23 protein-coding genes are annotated in these 25,059 nt (G+C 39.3%); 13 read left to right on the top strand and 10 right to left on the bottom strand.

Features of this window, described 5'->3' with window-relative positions:
- Window positions 1-963 precede the first annotated feature (963 nt).
- The 8 genes from Q4574_RS20205 (at window position 964) to Q4574_RS20170 (ending at window position 9,732) form a co-directional block, all read left to right on the top strand.
- The gene (locus Q4574_RS20205; protein WP_303477174.1) at window positions 964-2,271 is read left to right on the top strand and encodes a hypothetical protein; all 1,308 of its coding nucleotides are present in this window, start codon (window positions 964-966) and stop codon (window positions 2,269-2,271) included.
- Between the two features lie 98 nt (window positions 2,272-2,369).
- Window positions 2,370-3,677 carry a sugar ABC transporter substrate-binding protein gene (locus tag Q4574_RS20200; RefSeq protein WP_303477167.1) on the top strand — a complete coding sequence of 436 codons (1,308 nt, stop codon included), beginning with the start codon at window positions 2,370-2,372 and terminating at the stop codon, window positions 3,675-3,677.
- Between the two features lie 68 nt (window positions 3,678-3,745).
- Complete coding sequence (locus tag Q4574_RS20195; RefSeq protein WP_303477164.1) at window positions 3,746-4,618, top strand: carbohydrate ABC transporter permease; 873 nt, start codon at window positions 3,746-3,748, stop codon at window positions 4,616-4,618.
- Between the two features lie 3 nt (window positions 4,619-4,621).
- Window positions 4,622-5,452, top strand: coding sequence for a carbohydrate ABC transporter permease (locus tag Q4574_RS20190; RefSeq protein ID WP_303477161.1), 831 nt, complete (start codon window positions 4,622-4,624; stop codon window positions 5,450-5,452).
- Window positions 5,453-5,463: 11 nt separating this feature from the next.
- Window positions 5,464-6,501 carry an ABC transporter ATP-binding protein gene (locus Q4574_RS20185; RefSeq protein ID WP_303477157.1) on the top strand — a complete coding sequence of 346 codons (1,038 nt, stop codon included), beginning with the start codon at window positions 5,464-5,466 and terminating at the stop codon, window positions 6,499-6,501.
- A gap of 62 nt (window positions 6,502-6,563) precedes the next feature.
- The gene (locus Q4574_RS20180) at window positions 6,564-8,030 is read left to right on the top strand and encodes a mannitol dehydrogenase family protein (RefSeq protein ID WP_303477155.1); all 1,467 of its coding nucleotides are present in this window, start codon (window positions 6,564-6,566) and stop codon (window positions 8,028-8,030) included.
- A gap of 23 nt (window positions 8,031-8,053) precedes the next feature.
- Window positions 8,054-8,767: an HAD family phosphatase gene (locus tag Q4574_RS20175; protein ID WP_303477153.1), complete on the top strand. Its 714-nt coding sequence runs from the start codon at window positions 8,054-8,056 to the stop codon at window positions 8,765-8,767.
- Between the two features lie 11 nt (window positions 8,768-8,778).
- Complete coding sequence (locus Q4574_RS20170; protein WP_303477151.1) at window positions 8,779-9,732, top strand: sugar-binding transcriptional regulator; 954 nt, start codon at window positions 8,779-8,781, stop codon at window positions 9,730-9,732.
- Between the two features lie 123 nt (window positions 9,733-9,855).
- On the opposite strand, the gene Q4574_RS20165 is transcribed toward Q4574_RS20170, so the two are convergent.
- The 9 genes from Q4574_RS20165 to rpmH form a co-directional block, all read right to left on the bottom strand.
- Window positions 9,856-10,674 (bottom strand): ATP-binding protein, encoded by an 819-nt coding sequence (locus tag Q4574_RS20165; RefSeq protein ID WP_303477150.1) that lies wholly within the window; start codon window positions 10,672-10,674, stop codon window positions 9,856-9,858.
- Between the two features lie 34 nt (window positions 10,675-10,708).
- Window positions 10,709-11,350: a DnaT-like ssDNA-binding domain-containing protein gene (locus Q4574_RS20160; protein ID WP_303477146.1), complete on the bottom strand. Its 642-nt coding sequence runs from the start codon at window positions 11,348-11,350 to the stop codon at window positions 10,709-10,711.
- Window positions 11,351-11,360: 10 nt separating this feature from the next.
- Window positions 11,361-11,795: an FMN-binding protein MioC gene (gene mioC / locus Q4574_RS20155; protein ID WP_303477143.1), complete on the bottom strand. Its 435-nt coding sequence runs from the start codon at window positions 11,793-11,795 to the stop codon at window positions 11,361-11,363.
- A gap of 11 nt (window positions 11,796-11,806) precedes the next feature.
- The gene (mnmE, locus tag Q4574_RS20150) at window positions 11,807-13,174 is read right to left on the bottom strand and encodes a tRNA uridine-5-carboxymethylaminomethyl(34) synthesis GTPase MnmE (RefSeq protein WP_303477140.1); all 1,368 of its coding nucleotides are present in this window, start codon (window positions 13,172-13,174) and stop codon (window positions 11,807-11,809) included.
- 15 nt (window positions 13,175-13,189) lie between these two features.
- Complete coding sequence (locus Q4574_RS20145; protein ID WP_303477139.1) at window positions 13,190-13,672, bottom strand: YajQ family cyclic di-GMP-binding protein; 483 nt, start codon at window positions 13,670-13,672, stop codon at window positions 13,190-13,192.
- A 102-nt stretch (window positions 13,673-13,774) separates the two neighbouring features.
- A complete protein-coding gene (yidC, locus tag Q4574_RS20140) occupies window positions 13,775-15,433 on the bottom strand; it encodes a membrane protein insertase YidC (protein WP_303477137.1) in 1,659 nt (552 codons plus the stop codon).
- 151 nt (window positions 15,434-15,584) lie between these two features.
- Window positions 15,585-15,839, bottom strand: coding sequence for a membrane protein insertion efficiency factor YidD (gene yidD, locus Q4574_RS20135; protein ID WP_303477135.1), 255 nt, complete (start codon window positions 15,837-15,839; stop codon window positions 15,585-15,587).
- Window positions 15,794-16,162, bottom strand: coding sequence for a ribonuclease P protein component (rnpA, locus tag Q4574_RS20130; protein ID WP_303477132.1), 369 nt, complete (start codon window positions 16,160-16,162; stop codon window positions 15,794-15,796). Before rnpA ends, yidD begins: the two co-directional genes overlap by 46 nt.
- Window positions 16,163-16,171: 9 nt before the next feature.
- The gene (rpmH, locus tag Q4574_RS20125) at window positions 16,172-16,306 is read right to left on the bottom strand and encodes a 50S ribosomal protein L34 (RefSeq protein WP_008842504.1); all 135 of its coding nucleotides are present in this window, start codon (window positions 16,304-16,306) and stop codon (window positions 16,172-16,174) included.
- 545 nt (window positions 16,307-16,851) lie between these two features.
- On the opposite strand from rpmH, the gene dnaA reads away from it, so the two are divergent.
- The 5 genes from dnaA to Q4574_RS20100 all read left to right on the top strand — a co-directional run bounded on the left by dnaA (window position 16,852) and on the right by Q4574_RS20100 (window position 24,372).
- Entirely contained in the window at window positions 16,852-18,291 is a 1,440-nt protein-coding gene (gene dnaA, locus Q4574_RS20120; RefSeq protein ID WP_303477126.1) for a chromosomal replication initiator protein DnaA, read from the top strand.
- Window positions 18,292-18,311: 20 nt separating this feature from the next.
- A complete protein-coding gene (dnaN, locus tag Q4574_RS20115) occupies window positions 18,312-19,418 on the top strand; it encodes a DNA polymerase III subunit beta (RefSeq protein WP_303477123.1) in 1,107 nt (368 codons plus the stop codon).
- A gap of 24 nt (window positions 19,419-19,442) precedes the next feature.
- Window positions 19,443-20,543: a DNA replication/repair protein RecF gene (gene recF / locus Q4574_RS20110; RefSeq protein WP_303477122.1), complete on the top strand. Its 1,101-nt coding sequence runs from the start codon at window positions 19,443-19,445 to the stop codon at window positions 20,541-20,543.
- A gap of 4 nt (window positions 20,544-20,547) precedes the next feature.
- Window positions 20,548-22,968 carry a DNA topoisomerase (ATP-hydrolyzing) subunit B gene (gene gyrB, locus Q4574_RS20105; RefSeq protein ID WP_303477120.1) on the top strand — a complete coding sequence of 807 codons (2,421 nt, stop codon included), beginning with the start codon at window positions 20,548-20,550 and terminating at the stop codon, window positions 22,966-22,968.
- 765 nt (window positions 22,969-23,733) lie between these two features.
- Window positions 23,734-24,372, top strand: a complete 639-nt coding sequence (locus Q4574_RS20100; protein WP_303477118.1) for a PEP-CTERM sorting domain-containing protein — start codon at window positions 23,734-23,736, stop codon at window positions 24,370-24,372.
- A gap of 245 nt (window positions 24,373-24,617) precedes the next feature.
- On the opposite strand, the gene Q4574_RS20095 is transcribed toward Q4574_RS20100, so the two are convergent.
- Window positions 24,618-25,052, bottom strand: coding sequence for a hypothetical protein (locus Q4574_RS20095; protein ID WP_303477115.1), 435 nt, complete (start codon window positions 25,050-25,052; stop codon window positions 24,618-24,620).
- Window positions 25,053-25,059 lie beyond the last annotated feature (7 nt).

Here is a 25,059-nt window from a genome sequence, read left to right as displayed (position 1 = left end):
CATGGAATTCTATTAAGGCAGATATTGGGGCTAAAGCCCCAACCTACAGATATATTCTGGATTTGTAGCATGGACTTCAGTCCATGAAATTCCATTAAGGCCAATATCGGGGTTAAAGCCCCAACCTACAGATATATTCTGGATTTGTAGCATGGACTTTAGTCCATGGAATTCTATTAAGGCAGATATTGGGGCTAAAGCCCCAACCTACAGATATATTCTGGATTTGTAGCATGGACTTTAGTCCATGAAATTCTATTAAGGCAGATATCGGGGCTAAAGCCCCAACCTACAGATATATTCTAGATCTGTAGCATGGACTTTAGTCCATGAAATTCCATCAAAGCCAATATCGGGGTTAAAGCCCCAACCTACAGATGGATCTTCATCTAGGTATTCCCAATATTAAACCCCACCAAACTTTATTGGTTAAATTATTAACCTTTATAGCTAAATGGTCTAATCAAAATTGTAAAAAATCATCCTACTTTTTACTTTTGTACCTAAACTCTTTTAACAAATATTAAATTAACATCGTGATAACGATATTTATAATATTTACTTTAAAAACAATAATTTAATTTGGTTTCTTGTTGGTTTTAATCGCCATATTAATTAACTAATGAAAATTAATTGTTAATTAAAGGTTGACTAAATTACTCTTATTTAAGAATATGCTCAAACAGTGAGCATATGACCAAGAGTATTCATTGGCTCATTTGTTATTTTTAATGCCCATATGTTTTGGCGAAAAACGAATGTGATTTGGAAACAAAAACATTCAAAAATTTTAATAATTAAAAACCAATCTGTAACTAAATTAGAGAGTTCACAATGTTTAAAAAAATTCATAAAACACCAGTTTTGTTAGCCAACACGAAGGAATCTAATTCGACCAATTCGAATATCAATGGAACTGAGCGCTTTTTCGAATCTAAATCACGAACTTTAACATTTGGCAAAATGAGTCTGCTCACTGCAGCAATAATGACAGCCTCTATTCCTGCTCAGGTAAATGCCGCGGAATTTCTGGATGGTTTAGCGGAAGTAAATTTCTTAGCGATGCAAAACTATCAAGCTATTCAGGCAAAAGAAGGGGCTTTCCGACCCGTTGATGAAGAGCAATCTTCAGGATTTGGCCGTCTCAGAGTTAACTTGATGTTTAAATTTCACGTTAATGAATATATTACTGCTGATGTAGATATTGCCGAAGAACCTAATGATTTTGGTAATAACGGCGACAGAGATTTTTCTTTCCACCAAGATTATGCGGGTATCGAATTTGAACTTCTCGGACTTTCCGGTATGGCAAGTGAAGATTCTAACCTAACCCTTCGTGTAGGTAATATTGGTGGTTCTCCGTTTCAATTCAAAGGTTTCCAAGACGGTGCTGATAACCAAGGAAATGCTTTAATTGGTAACGGAATAACTGATTACGCTACTGCAGAAAATGGCGCGCAATTGAGTTATAGCAAAACCTTAGATAGCGGCATGATCCGCGCGTACAACGTAACGGGTCACATAACCACGTCTAGTTTCGGTGAAGCTTTCCAAGAAGACAGAGGTTTTAACTATCGTCTGCAAGGTACCTTAGAGTTTGCTGGTGGCTTTAAAGCCGGTTTGAATTTTCTACAGGCTAATCAAGGAGACCAACTACGTTTTGAAAATGGTGTTGCTAGCCTGGATGGGTTAACTACAACTAACTATCGCTTCGGTGATGGTGAAAACTACAATTTCTCTGCTTCTCCATCTAGCGAACGCGACACCCATGTTGGTGTAATGCCGGGCCTTGATCAGTCAATAATGCAAATAAACTTGGCTTATCAGCCATCACCAGAAACCAGCGTAATTTTCATGCTCGGTAAAGCGAAAGATGACTATACATTTGCTGATTCTGCAGGTAACGCAGTGCCAGGCATTACCTACTTTGGTGTCGATGGTGTAGCAGATCCTTCTGGAACGACTTTTGATTCAGTTAGTGTAATTAAAGGTGAATCTTCGGTTAAGTACTACACTTTTGAAGCACAACACTATTTTATACCTAAAAAATTCTATGTCGCTGCTCGCTATGCAGAAGCTGAGAATACCTCAGATCTTATCGAGCAAACAGACAACACCGTTGAACGTTTACAAGTTGCAGCTGGTTATTGGTTCAACGATAGAACTTTGTTAAAAGTTGAATATGTAGACCAAGATGAAGGCGCAAATTCAGGTGGTCAAATTGGCACTGGCTTTGACGGTTTCACTTCTGAAATTTCAATTAAGTTCTAGGTCTTTAACCTAAGAAGAGTCATTAACGTAAAAATAGAAGGGCCTCGTTTAGTTAACTTAAATGGGGCAACAAGTATTCAAAATAAGGGGTATACCCGATGTTAAAAAAACTATCTATATTAGCTTCTGTCTGTATGACACTTAGCACAGTGGTAAGTGCTGAAACTATTACCATTGCTACTGTTAATAACGGTGACATGATCACTATGAAAGAATTAAGTAGTGATTTCGAAAGTAAAAATCCTGGTATCAACTTGAAGTGGGTCACACTGGAAGAAAATATTCTCCGCCAACGAGTGACCACAGACGTTGCCACAAGCGGTGGGCAATATGATGTGATGACCATAGGTACATATGAAGTACCCATTTGGGGAAAGCAGGGTTGGCTTAAAGAGTTAGATAACCTTGGTGAAGATTATGATGTTGAAGATCTGCTGCCTGCCATAAGAAGTGGTTTATCGGTAGACGATAAATTGTTCGCAGCGCCTTTTTATGGTGAAAGTTCAATGGTGATGTATCGAACTGATCTAATGGAAAAAGCCGGTCTTAGCATGCCGAAAAAGCCTACTTGGGAATTTATTCGCAAAGCAGCAAAAGCAATGACCGATAAACAAGGGGGCGTGTATGGGCTTTGTTTACGTGGTAAAGCTGGATGGGGAGAAAACATTGCACTCATCACTGCTATGTCTAACTCATTTGGCGCGCGCTGGTTTGATGAAAACTGGAAACCTCAATTTAATACCAAAGCCTGGCACGACACCCTGCAATACTATGTCGATGTGATGCAAGAGTTTGGTCCTCCGGGATCGTCTGCCAACGGGTTCAATGAAAATTTAGCATTATTTCAAACAGGTAAATGTGGAATTTGGATAGATGCCACTGTAGCCGGTGCATTTGTCACAAATGAAACTGATTCAGAAGTTGCTGATAAGGTCGGTTTTGCTCTTGCGCCTGATATGGGCCTAGGTAAACGCGGCAATTGGTTATGGGCTTGGACATTAGCTATACCCTCAAGCAGTAAAAAATCTGACGCGGCTATGAAGTTTATCAGTTGGGCCACATCCAAAGACTACTCAGCTTTGGTGGCTGACAAAAAAGGATGGGCGAAAGTACCTCCAGGCACACGCGCCTCTTTATACAACAATCCTCAATATATGAGTGAAGCGCCTTTTGCTCAAATTACCTTGGATTCAATACAGTCTGCTGATCCGAAAAATCCGACAGTAGATCCTGTTCCTTATGTTGGTGTGCAGTTTGTTGCCATTCCTGAATTTCAAGGAATAGGTACGGCGGTAGGTCAACAGTTTACGGCAGCGCTTACTGGTCAAATGACCGTAAAACAAGCTTTAGCAAGTGCACAACGCTTAGTTGAACGTGCTATGCGCAAAGCGCGTTATCCAAAGTAAGTTTATTTAGTTACGCGGGTAAGTGTGAATCGCTTACCCATATTTTTTGCTTGTAAGAGGTCTAGGTTATGGCAACAACACAATCTCGTACTTTGGCTAGAATAATGCTATTTCCATCAGTCATTTTGTTGTTGGCGTGGATGATAGTGCCCCTGTGCATGACGTTATATTTCTCTTTTTTGGATTACAATCTTCTCATTCCCGGAAATAATGATTTCGTTGGTTTTCTCAACTACGAATTTTTCCTTACTGATCCCGCATTTATCGAGTCTTTTTTTAATACCCTTTGGTTAGTTGGTGGTGTGTTATTAATTACCATCTGTGGCGGAATAGGTTTAGCCATATTACTAGACCAAGCTATTTGGGGTCGCAACTATGTACGCATAATGGTTTTGGCACCGTTTTTTGTTATGCCTACGGTTTCCGCTTTGGTGTGGAAAAATATGTTTATGAATCCGGTCAACGGATTGTTTGCACACTTTGCAAATTGGTTAGGCTTTGCGCCGGTTGACTTCTTTGCACAAATTCCATTGTTATCAATCATTATTATTGTTTCATGGCAATGGTTACCCTTCGCTGCATTAATTTTGCTAACAGCAATTCAGTCTTTAGATCGTGAGCAATTAGAAGCCGCTGATCTTGATGGTGCAGGGCCCTTTAGTAAATTTTACTATATTGTTTTACCCCATTTATCACGCGCAATCACCGCAGTTATTTTAATCGAAACAATCTTTTTATTATCAATATTTGCGGAAATACTGGTTACCACCAGCGGTGGTCCAGGGTATGCGTCAACCAATATTACCTATTTGATTTACACCCAATCATTACTTCAATTTGATGTTGGAGGAGGCTCTGCGGGAGGTATTGTAGCGGTAATTATCGCCAATATAGTCGCTATCTTCCTTATGCGTCTAATCGGCAAGAACTTGGAGGATTAAGTGATGGCTAACAAAAACAGTAATAAATCAAAAATAATTTATACCCTTTTAGCGTGGACCATAAGTGGAATGATATTTTTCCCCATTTTGTGGACCTTAATTACGAGTTTTAAAACAGAAGCTGAAGCGATTTCCGCTAGTCCAAGTTTATTCATGTTTGATTGGACACTTGTGAATTATTCCGATGTTTTAAATCGTTCTCCGTACTTCGACCATTTCTGGAACTCAGTTGTTATCTCTGTTGGTTCTAGTTTGTTGGGACTGCTAATTGCAATTCCAGCCGCTTGGTCAATGGCCTTTGTACAAAATAAACGTACTAAAAATTTATTGATGTGGATGTTATCAACCAAAATGCTACCCCCGGTGGGAGTATTAATTCCAATTTATTTGTTGTTTCGGGACTTTTCCCTGTTAGACACTAAATTGGGTTTAGTGATTGTAATGACGTTAATTAATTTACCTATTATGGTATGGATGCTTTATACCTACTTCAAAGAAATCCCCCATGAGATCCTCGAAGCTTCTCGTATGGATGGCGCTGGTATTGTAGAAGAGATATTCCATGTACTTTTGCCAATCGCCTTGCCTGGTATTGCATCAACATTATTACTCAACGTGATTTTAGCGTGGAATGAGGCCTTTTGGACGCTCATTTTAACTGCCGCCAATGCTGCACCTTTAACTGCTTTTATCGCAAGCTACTCTAGTCCAGAAGGATTATTTTACGCCAAGTTATCAGCTGCATCAGCGATGGCCATTGTCCCCATTCTTATTTTGGGATGGTTTAGTCAGAAACAATTAGTGCGCGGATTAAGTTTCGGCGCGGTTAAATAGGAGATTTAGAAATGGGCAGCATTACTTTAAAACAAGTGACGAAAAGCTTCGGCGACGTGAATGTAATTAAGCCGTTGGACTTAGAAATAAAAGACGGTGAATTTATCGTTTTTGTGGGTCCCTCTGGTTGTGGTAAATCCACATTACTGCGAATGATTGCGGGCTTAGAAGATACCAGTAGTGGCAACATTGAAATTGATGGAAATGATGCAACAAAAACGCCACCAGCGAAACGCGGTTTGGCAATGGTATTTCAATCTTATGCCTTGTATCCGCATATGTCGGTTCGCAACAATATAGCTTTCCCGTTGAAACGGGCTAAGGTTGCACCTGCTGAAATTGAAGCAAAAATTGCATCTGCAGCAAAGATTCTTAATCTGGGTGACTATTTAGATCGTAAACCTGGTCAACTCTCTGGGGGTCAGCGTCAACGGGTGGCAATTGGCCGCGCGATTGTTCGTCAACCCTCTGCGTTTTTATTTGATGAACCTCTATCAAATTTAGATGCGTCTTTAAGAGTCAACATGCGTCTTGAAATTTCTGAGTTACATAAAAGTTTAGCAACAACCATGATTTATGTGACCCATGATCAGGTTGAAGCCATGACCATGGCTGATCGTATAGCCGTATTCAACGGTGGTGTTATCGAACAAGTTGGTACTCCTATGGAGTTATATCGAAACCCAGTTAACCGTTTTGTCGCTGGGTTTATCGGCTCACCAAAAATGAATTTTATCGATGTTAAACCCGTTGATGGCGATCCCACTCGAAGTATAGGTGTGCGTCCAGAACATTTAAAAGTGACCCAAGAGCAGGGCTTATGGACAGGAAAAGTGGGGGTGATAGAACACCTTGGTTCTGAGACGTTTTTGCATGTTCACGTAGATGGTGTGGGTACTTTAACCATTAAGGATGATGGAGAGTGTCCATTACAATATGGCGATCAGGTCAATCTTACTGCGTCACAAAATAAAATTATGCATTTTGATAAAGAGGGTGTGACCTTAGCGTCATTATCGTGGGGCGACAATGCTGTGGTTGCTCAATAATAGTTAGCGAGTTTAGCGGCCATTATTGACTGCTAAACTCGCATTTTAACGGATAAATTCTTATGGCAATTCAACTGAGTTATCAAACACTTGCTGAACTACCAAAAAATATAGGTAAACCCAATTACTCTAGGGATTCCTTGTCAGCAGGGATTGTGCATATTGGTGTTGGCAACTTTCATCGCGCTCATCAAGCTATGTATTTACATCAGTTGTTCAACAAAGGTGAAGCATTAGATTGGGCAATTCGAGGAGCTGGAACTAAATCTTATGATGCAATTATGCGTGATAAACTCGAGCCGCAAGATTGGTTAACAACCGTTGTAGAATTAGATAGCGATGGGTTAACCGCACAAGTTTGTGGCTCGATGATTGATTTTATTGAGAATGATGAACAAAGTGTCATTCAAGCCTTATGTAGCAGTGAAATACGCATAGTGTCGTTAACCATTACTGAAGGCGGTTATTTTATGGATGACAAAACCGGTGGCTTCAATATTAGTCATCCGGAAATTCAGCAAGATATCAACAATTTTAGTCATCCAAAAACAGTGTTTGGTATCATTATTAAAGCATTGCAGTATCGTCGAGACAATCATATTCCACCGTTTACGGTTATGTCCTGCGACAATATTCCCCACAATGGTCTGGTGACCAAACGGGTTGTTTCCCAAATGGCCGATAAAATTGATCAACAATTGGCAGATTGGATTGAGAAAAATGTCTCTTTTCCTAATTCAATGGTAGATTGCATTACCCCTGCCACATCCAATCTGGAACGCGAAAAATTAACTAGTTTGTTTACTATTAATGACAATGCTCCGGTTTTTTGTGAACCTTTTCGTCAGTGGGTAATGGAAGATGACTTTGTTAATGGCCGACCACCGTTGGAAGAGGTTGGGGTAGAATTTGTTGACGATGTTGAGCCCTTTGAGTTAATGAAATTACGCATACTCAATGGGGGGCATGCGGCAATAGCGTACCCTGCAGCCTTGTTAAATATTACGTTTGTCCATGAAGTGATGGCAAACAAGTTGATCAGTAACTACCTTAAAAAATTAGTTATTGAAGAGATTATTCCAACTTTAAATGACGTACCTGGGGTGAATTTTAATCAGTATTTTTCGTTAATTGAATCGCGCTTTTCGAATCCAGAAGTACGAGATACAGTACCAAGATTATGCCAGGATGCCTCCAATCGTTTACCCAAATTTATTTTACCTATTATCCAGGCCAATTTAAGCCAAGGAAATGATTGCAAAGGTCTAGCCTTAGTGATTGCTCTGTGGTGTCGTTTATGCGCAAAGGCAGCTGATCCTCAAAGTTCTATCACACTTCAAGATCAACAAGCTAACAGATTGATAAATCGGGCAATATTAGCGAAAGATAATCCATCTATATTTTTGCAAATGCATGATATATTTGGGACACTTGCTGACCAAGATATCTTCGTTCAACATTTTTCAAATTGGTTGAACCTATTATGGGATGTCGGTACTTCTAGTACGCTAAAGCATTATTTGTCGTAATCTTCTTAAATGGTAATACTGTCATGTCTCAAATCAACACGTCGCTTTCACACTCTTCAATAGATTTGGTTATTTTCGATTGCGATGGAGTATTGATCGATAGTGAAATTTTAAGTAAACGGGTGTTGCTTAAAATGCTTGATGATCTTGGTGTGAGTATTTCAGATAATTACTTCGATTCTTATTTTTTGGGGCAAAGCTTTAAGTCTGTTACTGAAAGGGTGCTAATTGATTATTCTGTGCAGTTAACAGAGCAGTTTAGGGCTAATTATTTAGAGGCCTTGTTACAGGTGTTTGCTGAAGAGTTAGTTCCTACTGATGGCCTTAAAGAGATGTTATCGCAGTTGAATATTACCAATTGTGTTGCCACCAGTAGTAGCCCACAGCGGGTAAAGTTTGCATTAAAAACCATAGGCCTGACGGACTATTTTGCTGAAAGAGTAACGACGTCCTCAGAAGTGAAAAACGGTAAGCCTGCTCCCGATATATTCTTACATGCTGCATCCAAGTTTGCGGTTGATCCAGAAAACTGTTTAGTGATTGAAGATTCCCAGGCGGGAATTCAAGGCGCGCTAGCGGCAAATATGCAGGTGGTAAAGTATGCCGGTGCTAGTCATCTGAAAGATAAAGGCTTACTCGATGTGGATGTGGAAAATAACGTAGCAACAATATTTGATTGGCAGCAATTATTTGAATTGATTCCTTCACTTAATTCAACCAAACCAATCGCGAGTTAGAAGAGGTAAAAGTGGTTAAGTTAACAAATGCTGAAATGCGTAAGCTAGATGAAGCAGCAAGAGCGGGTTGGTTGTATTATGTTGCTGGTAAAACCCAAGATGAAATAGCTAAAAAACTGAATGTTTCACGGCAGTCTGCCCAACGTATGGTGGCACTATCTGTAAGTAAAGGGTTAATTAAGGTGCGCTTAGACCATCCCATTGCTAAGTGTATGGACTTGGCGGTTAAACTCAAAGATCGCTTCGGATTAATTAGTTGTGAAGTGGTGCCTAGTGATGATTCTGATTCAACTTTAGGATTAGCCCAAGCGGGCGCTGATGAAATTGAAAAGTTCTTAAAATCCAGTCAACCTAAAGTTCTCGCCATGGGAACGGGACGCGTACTACGGGCTTGTGTGGATGAACTGTCATCATTGGACTGCGAACAACACAAAATAGTCGCCTTATTGGGGAATATGGCGTTAGACGGTTCAGCGTCCCCTTACGATGTTGTGGTGCGCATGGCGGAGCATATCAAAGCGAAACATTATCCAATGCCATTGCCTGTGTTACCTCGCAGCAAAGAAGAGAAAGAGCAATTACACTCCCAGCACAATATAGCCAGTAATTTGGCTTTGGCTGCTAGTGCCGATGTCACTTTTGTGGGGATTGGTAATCTTGGTATTAATTCGCCATTGATGTTAGACGGTTTTATAACTAAAGATGAACTCAAAGATTTGCAGAAAAAAGGTGCGGTGGGGGAGATCATTAGTTGGGTGTTTGACCGAAATGGCAAGTTATTAGACTGTGCAGTGAATGATAGGGTCGCCAGTACACCTTTGGCTGTAAGCTCTGATAAACCGGTAATTGGTATTGCTGCCGGTCAAGATAAAGTTGATGCTATCTTGGGCGCCCTTAGATCAAAGATGATAAACGGGTTGATCACCAATGAATACACTGCAGAAAAAGTGCTGAGTCTCGACTAAACAAGAAGAACATGGAAGACCAACCCATATGACCACGGATGACCGACGGTTAGGTTAACGGCTCTTGTTGGTTGTCAGTGTTTTTTTCTAGCAAGATGAGCTGTTAAAGCCTATTACAGCGCGTTATTTCACCTGATTGGGTTGATATCCACTACTGACATTCATGGGTTCAGGTGCTTGCGGGATAATCTCTCTACGACGGCTAGGACCGGAAAATTTAACCTTGTAGGTATCGTATTCTTTGATGGATTCAAAACAATACTTGCCTAACGCATTTTCCAATTCGGCTAAATTGTGATTGGTGATCAATATACAATTTTTATGATTTACTAATCTTTGACGTAACAAATTCCCAAGCCAACTTTGAGTATTCTTTTTTAACATAGTTTCGTTAACACAGACTTCATCGAGAATTAATAAATCCACATCCAATAATTCTTTTTGAATTTCTCTAAACTGTTCAGCGACGTTATCTGTTGCGTTGTAATCATAAGAAAAGAAGCGCATTTCCAATAAGCTTGAAAGCTGTCTATACAGTACTGAAATTTCATATTGGTCAATGAGCTGGTGGGCGATTGCCCCTGCTATATGTGACTTTCCACGGCCATAATCCCCATAAAAAATCATCATGTGGGAGCCACTTGATCGCCAAATGGGATCATCATGGGCAGCAATAAATGACTGGGCAATACTGACTGCTTCAATGACATCATCACTGTCTTCTATGAGGGTTTGAAAATTCCATTTGGGATTGAGGTCGGAGCGCCCATGAATTTCTTGAATACGTCTTAGTTTGGCTTCTTGCTGCATTTTTTTGACGTCTTCGTTGGCTAAGCGTTCATATTGGGCTCGCACCTCTTTGTAGTCAGTATAGGTATCAGGAACATTGGTTTTACCCAAAGCTTTAGCTAATTGATCTAATTTTTGTTTGATACTGTCCACGTATTTTTGCTCTTTTATGGTTGTATTTACTGTGCTATTTCTTACTATACTTAGCAACCAGTTGTTTGGCATTATCGTCAGCTTCAACACCTGCTTTAGGCGTGACCCATTGATTTCCTACTTTCTGCACATTCTTAACACCACTGGCAACTCGTCTTTGTTTAATCTGAAAAACAAATTTTTGAGTCCATTGATATTGACTAAATTGTAGTTCAGGCCGACCCATCCAGTAGGCAATAAATTCACCTAATTCGTGCTGGCTGTAGTCTTTATCTATAATCCCTATTAACGATGCTAAATCTTCAAATGCAGCTTGATGGGGTTTCCAATTTGCTGTCATTTTGCTCCATTGTAAATGAAGGCTAGGGTAGTCGTCTTGTTTAATATTTAGCAGGGGTAATCGCACTCGTTGTTGATTAAAACTTTTATCTAGTGACGCTTCAGGCTCAATTTCAACCAGTTGATGTTTGACGAGCTCTTTTATCAGGCCATTAATCTGCCTTCCCAAGGTAAACTCTTTGCTTTTACCATTTAGAAGTGCAATTAACTGTTTGTAATTCAGGGGCCCAGTAAGACCTGTTTGTTCATCAGCAATAGGACGCAGTCCAAGCATATACAAAACTCTGGCGTCGTTGCTAAGCCCTTGGGTGAGTGCTGCCTGTTCCGATGAATTCATAATGTTTAAACTAAATCTGTTGCAAGTAAGAGGTTAACCATTCTACCGCTGGCTCTTCAGGGATAGGGTGGTTGAGTACGTCAATATGTATCGCCGGAGAGAGTAATTTTGCACCACTATTTTGCAGCAGTTGCTGCATTGTTTTAGACCCGTAACAGTAGGTGTCATAACTACTATCGCCTAATCCAACCACTAAAAATGCCACATCATCTAATGCTTTATTTTCAATTTGTTTAGCAAATCCTTGGATATTATCGGGTAACTCACCGGCACCATGGGTGCTGGTACATATCAACCAATTTCCTGTACAGGGAATATCTTTGATATCTGGAGATAAATGAATGTTTGCACTGTGTCCGTTGGCTTGCAATGTCTCTAATAAGGCATCGGCAACATATTCGCTCGCTCCCAACATTGTGCCAACAATAATTTCATAACTTGCCATCTAATTGCCTTTTATTTGCCGATACAAAAAGAAGAAAAAATACGTCCGAGTAAATCATCTGAACTGAATTCACCGGTAATCTCATTTAGTGCTTGCTGGGTTAAACGTAACTCTTCAGCCAAAATTTCACCAGCGATATGATCATGCAGTTGTTGTTGTCCTATCTCTAAGTGCTCTGCTGCGCGTTCTATGGCATCTAAATGTCGTCGTCTGGCAATGAATTGACCTTCAGAACTTTGGTCAAATCCCATGCATTGTTTTAGATGTTCAGCTAAGGCATCAACACCTTGGTTTAAGCTGGCAGACAGCCGATAGACAGGGGTGTCGCCATGTTGTTCAAAGCCTACAGACTCGCCTGATAAGTCGACTTTGTTTCTGACTAGTGTGAGGCCCATATTTTTCGGCAGTTTCTGCATGAACTCAGGCCAGATTTTGTGGGGATCATTTTCGGCACTTTCGCAGCTATCTAGCATAAACAACACTCTGTCGGCCTTTTGAATTTCCTGCCAAGCTCGCTGGATACCAATTTGTTCCACTTTGTCTGCGCTTTCTCTTAGGCCTGCTGTATCAATAATATGCAGCGGCATGCCATCTAAATGTATGTGCTCTTTTAATACATCTCGAGTGGTACCGGCAATATCCGTTACTATGGCGGCATCACGTCCGGCCAAAGCATTGAGTAGACTTGATTTACCCGCATTGGGCTTACCTGCAATCACCACTTGCATGCCTTCTCTTAACAAACTACCTTGTTTGGCTTGTTGTTTCACATTCTGCATTTGGGTAATGATATCGTTCAGATCGTTAGCAACTTTGCCATCACTCAAAAAATCAATTTCTTCTTCTGGAAAATCTATGGCCGCTTCCACGTACATTCTTAGGTGGATGACTTTCTCTACCAGCTGGTGGATATGTGCTGAAAATTCGCCCTGTAACGACCGCATAGCGCTTTTCGCCGCTTGGACTGAACTTGCATCAATTAAGTCTGCTATGGCCTCAGCTTGAGCTAGGTCGAGCTTGTCATTCAAAAAAGCCCGTTCACTGAATTCCCCCGGTCTTGCCATGCGTATGTTGGCTATTTTTAGTATTCGTTTTATCAACAAATCTAAAATAATTTGACCGCCATGACCTTGCAGTTCTAAGACGTCTTCACCCGTAAAGGAATGGGGATTGTTAAAGAACAACGCAATACCCTGGTCTAGGGTTTGTTTGTCTTCATCTAAAAACGCTAAATACTCTGCTTTTCTGGGGCTTAAGGTTTTGCCTAATAATTCTAAGGCTACAGTTGATGCTAAAGGTCCGGAAACCCTAACAATACCCACACCGCCACGACCTGGTGCCGTGGCTTGAGCAACAATAGTATCAGTTGGTAATTCCAAAATCGTGTTGCCTGCTTAGTCGCGGAAGTTATTAAATTGCAATGGTTGACCTAAGTCTTCACTTTTAAGTAGTGCCATCACGGCTTGCAAATCGTCGCGTTTTTTACCATTTACACGAAGTTGGTCGCCTTGAATGCTAGCTTGCACCTTCATTTTTTTGTCTTTAATCAACTTTACGATTTTTTTCGCAATGGGTTGCTCAATACCTTGCTTGAACTTAACGGTACGACGGTGGGTTTTACCACTTCGTACTGTGTCTTGAGGGTCCATTGCATTGGTGTCTAATTTACGCTTAGAACAGGCATTACGCAGCATGTCTGTTAGTTGTTGAAGTTGAAAGTCGCCTTCAGCAGTTAATACTACAGATTCATCTTTGAATTCTATTGAGGCTTCAACCCCTCTAAAATCAAAGCGTGTACTTAGTTCACGGTTAGCGTTGTCGACTGAATTGCGGACTTCGTTCATGTCGATTTCTGAAACAATGTCAAAAGAGGGCATTTATTTCTCCTGTGGGAATTTTGGGTATATTGTAAACCTGTAAACATAGACAAAAAAGCCCGCAATGGCGGGCTTTCACTTTTATTTATCGCCATTCACTTTTTATTTGGCTTTTAATCCACGCTTTTCCATGGACGAGTAAATAATTTTAGCCTGCACTAACGTAATTACGTTACTGATCAGCCAATATAAAACCAAACCTGCAGGGAAAATGAAGAAGAATAAACTCATTGCCACTGGCATCCATTGCATGATTTTTTGCTGCATAGGATCTTGAATCGTCATAGGTTGCAGTTTTTGCAACAAAAACATACTCAAGCCTGTTAGTACGGGTAATACAAAGTAAGGGTCTTTTACAGATAAATCAGTGATCCAAAATATAAAATCAGCGTGTCTGAGTTCTACACTTTCCAGCAGTACCCAATAAAGTGCTAAGAAAATAGGCATTTGTAGAAGTAGAGGGAAACAGCCACCCATGGGGTTAACTTTCTCTTTCTTATACATTTCCATCATGGCTTGAGACATTTTTTGTCTGTCATCACCAAAGCGTTCTTTTAGTTGTGCCATCTTAGGTGCTAAGTTACGCATCTTAGCCATTGACTCATATTGCTTTTTGGTAAGTGGGTACATTGCCCCTTTTACAATAATAGTAATGATGATGATAGCGAGGCCCCAGTTAATCACAATACTTTGAATGAACTGCAATAGTGAGAATAGTGGTTGGGAAATCCACCAAAGTATTCCGTAATCCACTGTCAGATCTAAACCACGAGCTATTTTAGCCAATGAATCCTGGTCTTTAGGACCCATATATAAAGTGCTTGTAATCGTTACTGAATCGCCAGGGGCTACCTCAACAGGTGCGCCTTTGAAGCCAATTGCAGCGTATCTGGCTTGAACCACTGTACTATATAGCTGGTTAGTGTCTTCTTGGGGAGGTACCCACGCTGAAACAAAGTAATGTTCCAACATACCAGCCCAACCACCCACGGTTGTTTCATTCAGCTTTTCATCTTCCATGTCATCAAAGGAGAACTTTGAATAACGATCGTCTTGGGTTGAAAACGCACCACCACGATAGGTTGGCATAAACATACTGCTTTCAGCACCTTCAATGGCCTGTTTTAATTGACCGTACTGCTGGTATTGTTTTGGTTGCGAACTACCATTAACAACTTCGTATTCAACTTTTACTTCATGGTGACCTGGAGTGAAGATGAATCGTTTGGTTACGACTACGCCATCAGCAGATGTCCACTTCAATGGCACCACCAATTCTGCATTTTCCATTACGTATTCTTGTTGACTCACTACGTAAGCTGGACGCCCTTTTTTAGTATCTATTGCATCTCTACCCACTAAACCGCTTTGCGCAATATACAAGTTAACTGCATCCGGGCGTAACAAGCTATATGAGTCATTAGAACCTTGAGTGATAGGGAACTTACGAAGATTGGCTGAAACTACATCACCACCACGAGTATCAATCAATACATCTAACGTATCCGAAACCACATGTACTACAGAATTAGTTGGGGTTGTTGGATTCGCACTTTCAACTATAGTTGATTCTGGTACGTCGCCGCTATCGTCCGTAATAGTCGAAGGGGGCAAATCAGCACTTGGAGTGGACAAAGGAGTGGGGTCAACTACCTGCGTTGGTTGAACTGGCTGGGGACCATAGTCGTTTTGCCATTCTTGCCATAATAGAAAACTGACCAATGCTAGGCCAATTATCAAAAAACTGCGTTGGGATTCCATATAATACTCTTTAAACTACGTGTTCAATTTTACGATGTCTAACCACCGCATTTAGCTTTTCACAAGTAGATTAGTCTATTTGTGAACGTATTTATTACATCTGTTTTTTTACAGGGCGAAATAGTATAGGCAAATGAGGCAAATGATAAGTTCATTCGTGCTTTTTCGCCTTATTTTCTGGTACATGGTCAATTCCACCCGGATGTAAGGGGTGACATCTACTGATTCTCTTTATTGTTAGCCAACTTCCTTGCCAAAACCCATGTTTAGAAATCGCTTCTATACCGTATTGAGAACAACTTGGGTGGAAACGGCAATTTTGTCCCAACATAGGAGAAATCCATAGCTGATATTGACGTATCAACCAGATTGGGATTGCGCGCAACGCTTTGATAGCTTTTTCCATAATTTTCCTAACAACAATGTGATTTGTTGATTCGTCATTGTGTCTAAGCCACTTTTACCAACCACAACTATATCAGTGTTTGGCAATTGGTGTTGATTCAGGCGGAAACTTTCTCTGATAAGGCGTTTAATACGATTTCTATCGTGTGCTTTCTTGACACGTTTTTTAGATATGGTAATACCCAGCCTAGGATGATCTAGCTGATTAAAACGGCCTAATACAGTGAGTTGAGGTGAAACTGAGGGAATTGCTTTTTGAAAGACTTTTTCAAAGTGAGTGGGAGTTAAAAGTCTTAGCTCCCGAGAAAACGAATTTTCACTCACTTTGAGAAATTAGGCTGATAAACGAGCACGGCCTTTAGCACGACGATTAGCAAGGACTTTACGTCCATTCTTTGTCGCCATACGGGCACGAAAACCGTGTGAACGCTTACGCTTTAAGTTACTTGGTTGAAATGTTCTTTTCATGACCTAGTCCCGATACATAAAGGTTAATATAAAATGAACTTCAATAGACGTTTAACCATTGCGCTCAAAAAGGATGCGGAATACTAGAGATATTTACGCAGCTTGTCAATCATTGATCGCACAGATCCCTAAATTAATTGCTTTTATTTTTATTGAAAATTTATTAACTGTTGATAACTATGTTTATTTAGTTGATGTTATCCACAAACTCATTATTGTGATTTCCTAAATAGCGATTTTTTAGGGCTATTTTTATTCACCTTAAATTTGAAATAATATAAACCAGAGTCGCTAATTGTTTTTATAATTAATTAAAATATATTGTAAATACAATTGGTTATGGTGTTTTTTGGCGTGTTCTTTAAATTAAGTTCAATTCAGTATTGCACTTGGTAGGGGGAATGCGAGATAATTCACAACCCTCTACAGAAAAGGGGTAAAACAAGAACAATAATTGGACAATTTACACTTAGGCGAGTGCATTCAATTATCGAGTTATTTTAACTTTTAACGGGCTGTAATGGCCTCGTGACGGACTTTTTTTAATGTCTTTATGGAATAGATGCCTTGATCGTCTTCAGCACGATCTTTCTACACAAGAATTTAGTATGTGGATAAGACCGCTAAAAGTTTCAGAAGATAATCTTTATGTTACTTTGTCTGCTCCTAACCGATTTGTACTCGATTGGGTACGAGACAAATACCACAGTCGTATTACCCAACTGTTAGAAGAATTTTGTGGCTCAGAAGCGCCTAGTTTGTTGTTGGAAGTAACAGCTAGACAAGGTGCTAATTTTGCAGCTAACAATAACCACAGTGGGAACAATCAACCTGCTACTAATACTGCAACTAATACGTCAAGAGAAAATGCTTCGCAACTTCCTGTAACCGAAAAAAATGTCTCACCTGTAAAACCAGATAGTAAAGACTTTAACCAAAAAGCCTCAGTATCTAGTCAAGGGCATAAAAGTAATATTAATGTCACTTACAAGTTTGATAATTTTGTTGAAGGTAAGTCAAACCAACTAGCCAGAGCGGCAGCGACTCAGGTGGCGGATAATCCGGGTGGGGCCTATAACCCGTTATTTATTTACGGTGGTACTGGGTTAGGTAAAACACACTTATTGCACGCTGTAGGTAATGGCATTATAGCTAAAAAGAAAAATGCCACTGTGGTGTACATGCATTCTGAGCGATTTGTTCAAGATATGGTAAAAGCATTACAAAACAATGCTATAGAATCTTTTAAACGTTATTACCGCTCTGTAGATGCATTACTGATAGATGATATTCAGTTTTTTGCTAATAAAGAACGTTCTCAAGAAGAGTTTTTTCATACCTTTAATGCTTTATTAGAAGGTAATCAACAAATTATCTTAACCTCTGACCGTTACCCTAAAGAAATTGATGGGGTAGAAGATCGCTTAAAGTCTCGTTTCGGTTGGGGTTTAACTATAGCTATTGAGCCTCCAGAACTTGAAACTCGCGTGGCGATTCTAAATCGTAAAGCGCTAGAAAATAAAATTAATCTACCTGATGAAGTGGCTTTTTTCATTGCTAAACGTTTACGTTCTAATGTTAGGGAATTGGAAGGGGCTCTCAATCGTGTCATTGCAAATGCTAATTTTACTGGCCGCGCAATTACTATAGATTTTGTTCGTGAAGCATTGCGAGATTTGTTAGCACTTCAGGAAAAGTTAGTTACTATTGATAATATTCAAAAAACGGTGGCAGAGTACTATAAAATAAAAATTGCAGACATTTTGTCAAAAAGGCGTAGTCGCAGTGTTGCTAGGCCAAGGCAAATGGCAATGGCGTTAGCAAAAGAATTAACTAACCATAGCCTTCCTGAAATTGGAGATGCCTTTGGTGGTAGAGACCATACTACCGTTTTGCATGCCTGCAGAAAAATAGTACAGCTAAGAGATGAAAGTCATGATATAAAAGAAGACTATCAGAACCTTATTCGCACATTATCTTCTTAAAATAAAAAACGAGCTTATAAATGAAATTCACCATCAGTCGGGAAAATTTTCTTCAACCTCTTCAATTAGTCTCTGGTGCTGTAGAGAGACGTCATACTTTACCGATATTATCGAATGTACTGATTAAAGTCAGTGATAGTTCACTTTGGCTAACGGGTACGGATTTAGAAGTGGAGCTAATTTCAAACGTGACCTTAACAGGGGAGTTTGAAGAAGGCGAAATTACGGTTCCTGCCAAAAAACTTTTTGATATTTGCCGTGGTTTAGGTGATGAAAGCGAAATTAAATTTGAAGTAGATGGTAATAAAGCGTTGATTCGCTCCGGTCGTAGCCGCTATTCGTTATCAACGCTGTCGGCAAGCGATTATCCAAACTTAGAAGATTGGGAAGGCGAAACTGAATTTGAAATTTCCCAGGCGAATCTGAAGCATTTAATTGAAAGCACTCAATTCTCTATGGCACAGCAAGACGTCCGTTATTATCTAAATGGAATGAGTCTAGAGACCGAAGAAGATATTATTCGTACCGTTGCCACTGATGGACACAGATTAGCATTATGTCGTTTGAAGTATACAGCTTCTCCATTACCTAGTCGCCAAGTCATCATCCCTCGTAAAGGTGTGTTAGAGATCAGTCGCCTTATTGAAGCTGACGATAATCTCGTTAAAATACAATTAGGTTCAAATCATATTCGTATCTTTTCTAGTGATTTTATCTTTACCAGTAAATTAGTTGATGGTCGTTTCCCAGATTATCGAAGAGTCCTGCCTAAAGATGGGGACAAAATAATTGAAGCCAGTAAAGATGTATTGAAAAATGCGTTTTCAAGGGCGTCTATTTTATCTAATGAAAAATTTAGAGGTGTTCGCTTAAACCTTTCTAAAAACGAATTAAAGATAACGGCTAATAATCCTGAGCAAGAAGAAGCAGAAGAAATTGTAGATGTTTCTTATGAAGGGGACGGGGAATTAGAAATTGGTTTTAATGTGGCTTATTTGATCGATGTTTTTAATTCATTAGGGTCTGAGAACGTTAAAATATCATTAGCTGATTCAAATAGTAGTGCGTTAATTGAGGATGCTGCAGACGACTCAGCTCTTTATGTCATTATGCCAATGAGACTTTAATAGTCATTAAGGAATCTTCTTTTTATGAAGCTGGACAAAGTCCAGATCCAACATTTTCGAAATCTTCAAAATGTTGATATTTTACCTTCACCTTCGTTGAATTTTATATTTGGTCAAAACGGTAGTGGCAAGTCTTCTTTCTTAGAGGCTCTCCACTACTTAGGTTTTGGCCGCTCTTTCCGGACCCTTAAACATAAAAATGTAATTCAGTATAACTCGATTGAATTCAGTATTTTTAGTGTGGTATCCGATGAAAATAATTCCTTAAAACTTGGTATGTCACGTAAAAATGACGATTCGTTATTGGTTAGCGTTAACGGAAACAAATCGAATAAAATGTCTGAATTAGTAAGCCACGTTCCGATTCAGATATTTACGCCACAAAGTTCAGATTTAATTATTGGTAGTCCATCTTTACGACGTCGGTTTTTGGATTGGGGGTTGTTCCACGTGGAACCATCTTTTATTCAAACGTCGCAAGAATATCAAAAGTTAGTCAAACAGAAGAACGCGCTTCTACGAAAAAACACCGTAACCAATAGATACGAATATAGCACTCAGATGCAATTCTGGGACAAACAAATTATAAAGGTAGGAAACCACCTAACAGAATTAAGAAAAGCTTATCTAGATAGCATTTTGGCCCATATAAATAGCAATTTATTGCAATTTCTACCTGAGTTTTCGGTAGAAATCTCGTATCATAGGGGGTGGGAAAAGGACGCTTCATTTGAAGAGTCTATTAACAAAAAATACGAAAGAGATTGTCGCAATGGATACTTGAGTGTTGGCCCACACAAAGCTGATCTAAAACTGAAGTGCAATGGTGTTGATGTTTCAGAAACGTTATCTCGTGGACAATTACGAATGTTAGTAGCGGCATTGCAACTAGCTCAAATACAGCACTTAAGTGGTCAGACAAAAAAGTCATGTGTATTTCTACTGGATGATATTGGTGCTGAGCTTGATGAGACTAAGCGAGAATCTTTTATTGATAAACTGCTAGAAAATGAAACACAGCTTTTTATTACAGCAATTGAAAAGTCTCAATTGCTGTTTATAGAGAAATACAAAAACAAGAAAATGTTTCACGTGGAACATGGCCATATGAGAGAGGAGAACTAATCAAATGGCAGAAGAGAATAACTACGATTCTTCGAGTATTAAGGTACTTAAAGGATTAGATGCAGTAAGAAAACGTCCTGGTATGTATATTGGTGATACAGACGATGGTACAGGTTTGCACCACATGGTATTCGAGGTGGTTGATAATTCAATCGATGAAGCACTTGCTGGTCACTGTTCGGAAATTAACGTCAAGATTCATACTGATGGTTCTATCTCTGTATCGGATGATGGTCGTGGTATTCCTACAGAAATACATGAAGAAGAGGGTGTCTCAGCAGCTGAAGTTATTATGACAGTACTTCATGCCGGTGGTAAATTTGATGACAACTCTTATAAAGTTTCCGGTGGATTACACGGGGTTGGTATTTCTGTTGTAAACGCATTGTCTAAAAGACTAACGATGAAAATCCGCCGTTTAGGGAAAGTCTTTGAGCAAGAGTATATTCACGGTGTGCCACAAGAACCTTTGAAGGCAGTTGGTGAATCTGAAACCACAGGTACTACAATTCGCTTTTGGCCAAGTGAAGATACGTTTACTAATGTTGAATATCATTATGATATTTTAGCCAAGCGGTTAAGAGAATTAAGTTTCCTTAACTCAGGTGTTTCCATCGTTTTGAGTGATGACAGAGATGGCAAAAAAGACCACTTTAAGTATGACGGTGGTATTTTAGCTTTCGTAGAATACTTAAATAGAGCTAAAACATCAGTGCATTCAAAGATTTTCAATTTCACCACTGAAAGGGATGATGGCATATCAGTTGAAGTTGCGATGCAATGGAATGATAGCTTTAACGAAAATGTATTTTGTTTTACCAATAATATTCCTCAGCGAGATGGTGGTAGTCACCTCGCTGGATTCCGTGCAGCTTTAACTCGTACGTTAAATAACTACATGGAAAAAGAAGGCCTGAATAAAAAGGCTAAAACGAATGCAAGTGGTGATGATGCAAGAGAAGGGCTAACTGCAGTAATTTCAGTTAAAGTACCTGATCCTAAATTTTCTTCACAAACCAAAGACAAATTGGTTTCCTCGGAAGTGAAACCTGCTGTTGAAACGGCAATGGGTGAAGCGCTAACGGATTTCCTTTTAGAGAATCCATCTGAAAGTAAAATCATCATTGGTAAGATCATTGATGCAGCGCGTGCTCGAGAAGCTGCTCGAAAAGCTAGAGAAATGACCCGTCGCAAAGGAGCACTAGACTTAGCTGGTTTGCCTGGTAAATTAGCTGATTGTCAGGAAAAAGATCCTGCTAACTCTGAACTATACATAGTGGAAGGGGACTCTGCGGGCGGATCTGCGAAACAAGGTCGTAACCGTAAGAACCAAGCAATATTGCCACTCAAAGGTAAAATACTTAACGTTGAGAAAGCGCGCTTTGACAAAATGCTTTCTTCTCAAGAAGTCGCTACCTTAATCACGGCATTAGGCTGTGGGATTGGTCGAGATGAATATGACCCTGAAAAGCTTCGTTATCATAAAATCATTATCATGACAGATGCTGATGTTGATGGTAGTCACATTCGTACCTTATTACTGACATTTTTCTATCGTCAAATGCCTGAAATACTAGAGCGCGGTTATATTTATATTGCTCAGCCTCCGCTTTATAAAGCTAAGAAAGGCAAGCAAGAGCAGTATCTGAAAGATGATGATGCTCTAACCAACTACCTAACGTCTATAGCACTCGCTGATGCATCTATTCATGTTAATTCTGACGCTCCTGGTATATCCGGAGTCGCCTTAGAAAACTTAGTAAATCAGTATCATCTTGCTGTGAAAATGATTAATAGAATCAGTAGGTTGTACCCTAAAGTTCTTGTTAATCAGCTAATTTACAGTGATGTTTTAGAAATATCAGACTTAAATGACAAGGCTAAGCTTGAAGCCTTTGGTAAAACTTACATTGCCTCATTAGCTGATGATGAATCAGATGGTGCAACTTACAGTTTTGAAATCAAAGAAGATGTTGAACGCAGCAGTCATTACATATCCATTATTTTACGCCAACACGGTATTGATACTGAATATAAATTTGATCATGACTTTGTAGATTCAACTGAATATACAAAAATTAAAGAACTCAATGCAGCAATTAACGGCATCATGGAAGAGGGCGCTTACGTCAAGCGTGGTGAGAAAACTAAGCCAGTGTCAGATTTTGTCAGTGCATTAGAGTGGCTAATGTCAGAGTCAAAACGTGGACAATACATTCAGCGATACAAGGGGTTAGGTGAGATGAACCCAGGACAGTTGTGGGAAACTACAATGGATCCAGATAATCGCAGAATGTTACAGGTAACCATCGAAGACGCTATTGGTGCAGATCTACTGTTTACTACACTAATGGGCGACCAAGTAGAGCCTAGACGTAACTTCATTGAAGAAAATGCGTTAAGAGTGGCAAACCTAGACGTTTAATCGGTTAATTGTGTGGGGCGGCTTGAAGCCCTATCATGTTTTGATTATTTAACCTTAGGGTATATTTCAAAAAGGTGTTCTCAACGAACACCTTTTTTTATTTTGTTGTATGAGAAAACAGCCAAAATTAGACCTTGAAGAGCTTATAAAAGGTTACTAAAGGGATAAAGCATGTCGTAATTATTCTCGTTGTAAATAAGCTAAGGCTCTTCTGCAGAGGAAACCACATGTAACTGATTGAGGGCATCTTAATATTTTTGCGCACAATTTCAGTAATGCAATAACTACTATTAAATTGATGGCCCGGCAATAACCTTGACAGCTTCCCTCCTAAATTAAATAAAAAATCATAAACCCGTATATCAAAAAACGATGGGAGGTTGAATCAAACTAATATGGTTTTAAAAAAAGCCTAACAAATGTGCTCAAGATATCTAGACTATTACATATGCCTCAGTCATTTTCATTATCATTCACCGCCAGCACCTAACTAATATATATTCAACAGTACTAAAACTTACGACAAACTGATAAATATTGTTTTATTTGTTAAAAGTAAACTCAAATTAATAAATACAGTGCTAAAACAAATAGAAGATGACCAAAACACCAACACTCGTAAGACTGTCCAATAAATTTACAGTTTTTCTATCTTTTGTTTTAACGAATTATAAGTGTTTGAAATTATGGTATTTTTACTTCTGGCTTGATAATTGCTGTTTATTTGCATTGCTATAATAACTAAAAACATTAAAGGGTATTTAAATGAAAAAAGCATTATTTTCTGGCCTCTTACTTTCACTGCTTACATTATCGACGAATGCATCGATTATTTATTCTGTGGATGATGGTATCGCTGACAACTCTATGGGTATTACTTCTGGGGGAACAATGGAATGGGCGAATCAATTCAATGCTATTTCAGGTGGAGAAATGATCACCTCTGTCGAAGTCGCATTTGGCCAAATAGAAGATGGTACGGCAGTAACTGTTAGTTTATATGACGACGTTAACAATGATGGTACGCCTGATGATTTGTCTTTACTCACTAGTATTGCAGGAGTCGTTAGTAATCAAAATACAAATATCTTTAATATGTTTGATATTATGGATACCAATGTTTCCGAATCATTTTTTGTTTCTGTAACCATCACCCACGAAGCTAACTATTACCCAGCGGCATTTGATCAAAGTAGTTTCAATGGCCAAAGCTGGGTTTCAGCACCTAGTGCGGGAATAGGGTGGGATAAAATAGATAATTTTGGGCTTGCTGGAAACTTTTTGATTAGAGCAAACGCGGAAGCCGTTTCAGAGCCAGCGATGCTGAGTATGTTGTCACTGGGAATCTTAGGTTTGATGGCTCATCGCAGAGGCAAAAAAAGACTGTTCAAGAAAATATTATAAAAAAGAATTGTTGTAGCAAAGGTGCGTTTACACGCACCTTTTTTATTTTGACGATCCTCAAATAGACAGAATCCAGGTTTAGCAATGAAAGGTTAACCAGAATATATATTCTTTGTTTGCTGGATTTAATTCTTAGTAGGATAGGTAATATTTAGCTATAGAAAGATAATTGTTGGGAAATGGGGTAAACGAATTTCCACCTCTTTAAATTAATAAAGAGGTGGTGCTTGAACAATTGTTAGCGGTTAAGCCTTTTCGATGTATACAACGGGAGCAAGTTCATTTGTAAAATCGATGAAAAAGTCATAGGCACCTGTTTCATTAGGTGTGAACTGAAAGTTACCGCCGGGATTTTCACAAGAAGATTTAGCGGCTTTTCCTACCGTTAATACTTTACCTGCTGTACCTGTAGGACTCCCACAATCGTAGCCCGGTGTATAATTTTCGTCGGCAAACTTAAAATCATAAGGTTGGCCGTCTGCAATTAACTTTACAGTCGCCTTATATAAATTCCCGTTTACCTGTTCAATTCGATAATTTTCATCAGCTTCCCACCATGTAAACACACCACGCAGATAAAAGCTTTGGTAGTCTTTTTCCATAATTTGCTCAACAAAGGTTGTTGAGCAACCCGAAACAAAGGTACTGATTAAGAAAATTAAGGCAATTTTATTTTTCATAGACTTA

Source organism: Aliiglaciecola sp. 3_MG-2023 (assembly GCF_030548205.1).
Classification (GTDB): Bacteria; Pseudomonadota; Gammaproteobacteria; order Enterobacterales; family Alteromonadaceae; genus Aliiglaciecola.
The sequence above is the reverse complement of the archived record's forward strand: the minus strand, read 5'-3'. Positions and strand labels throughout refer to the sequence as shown.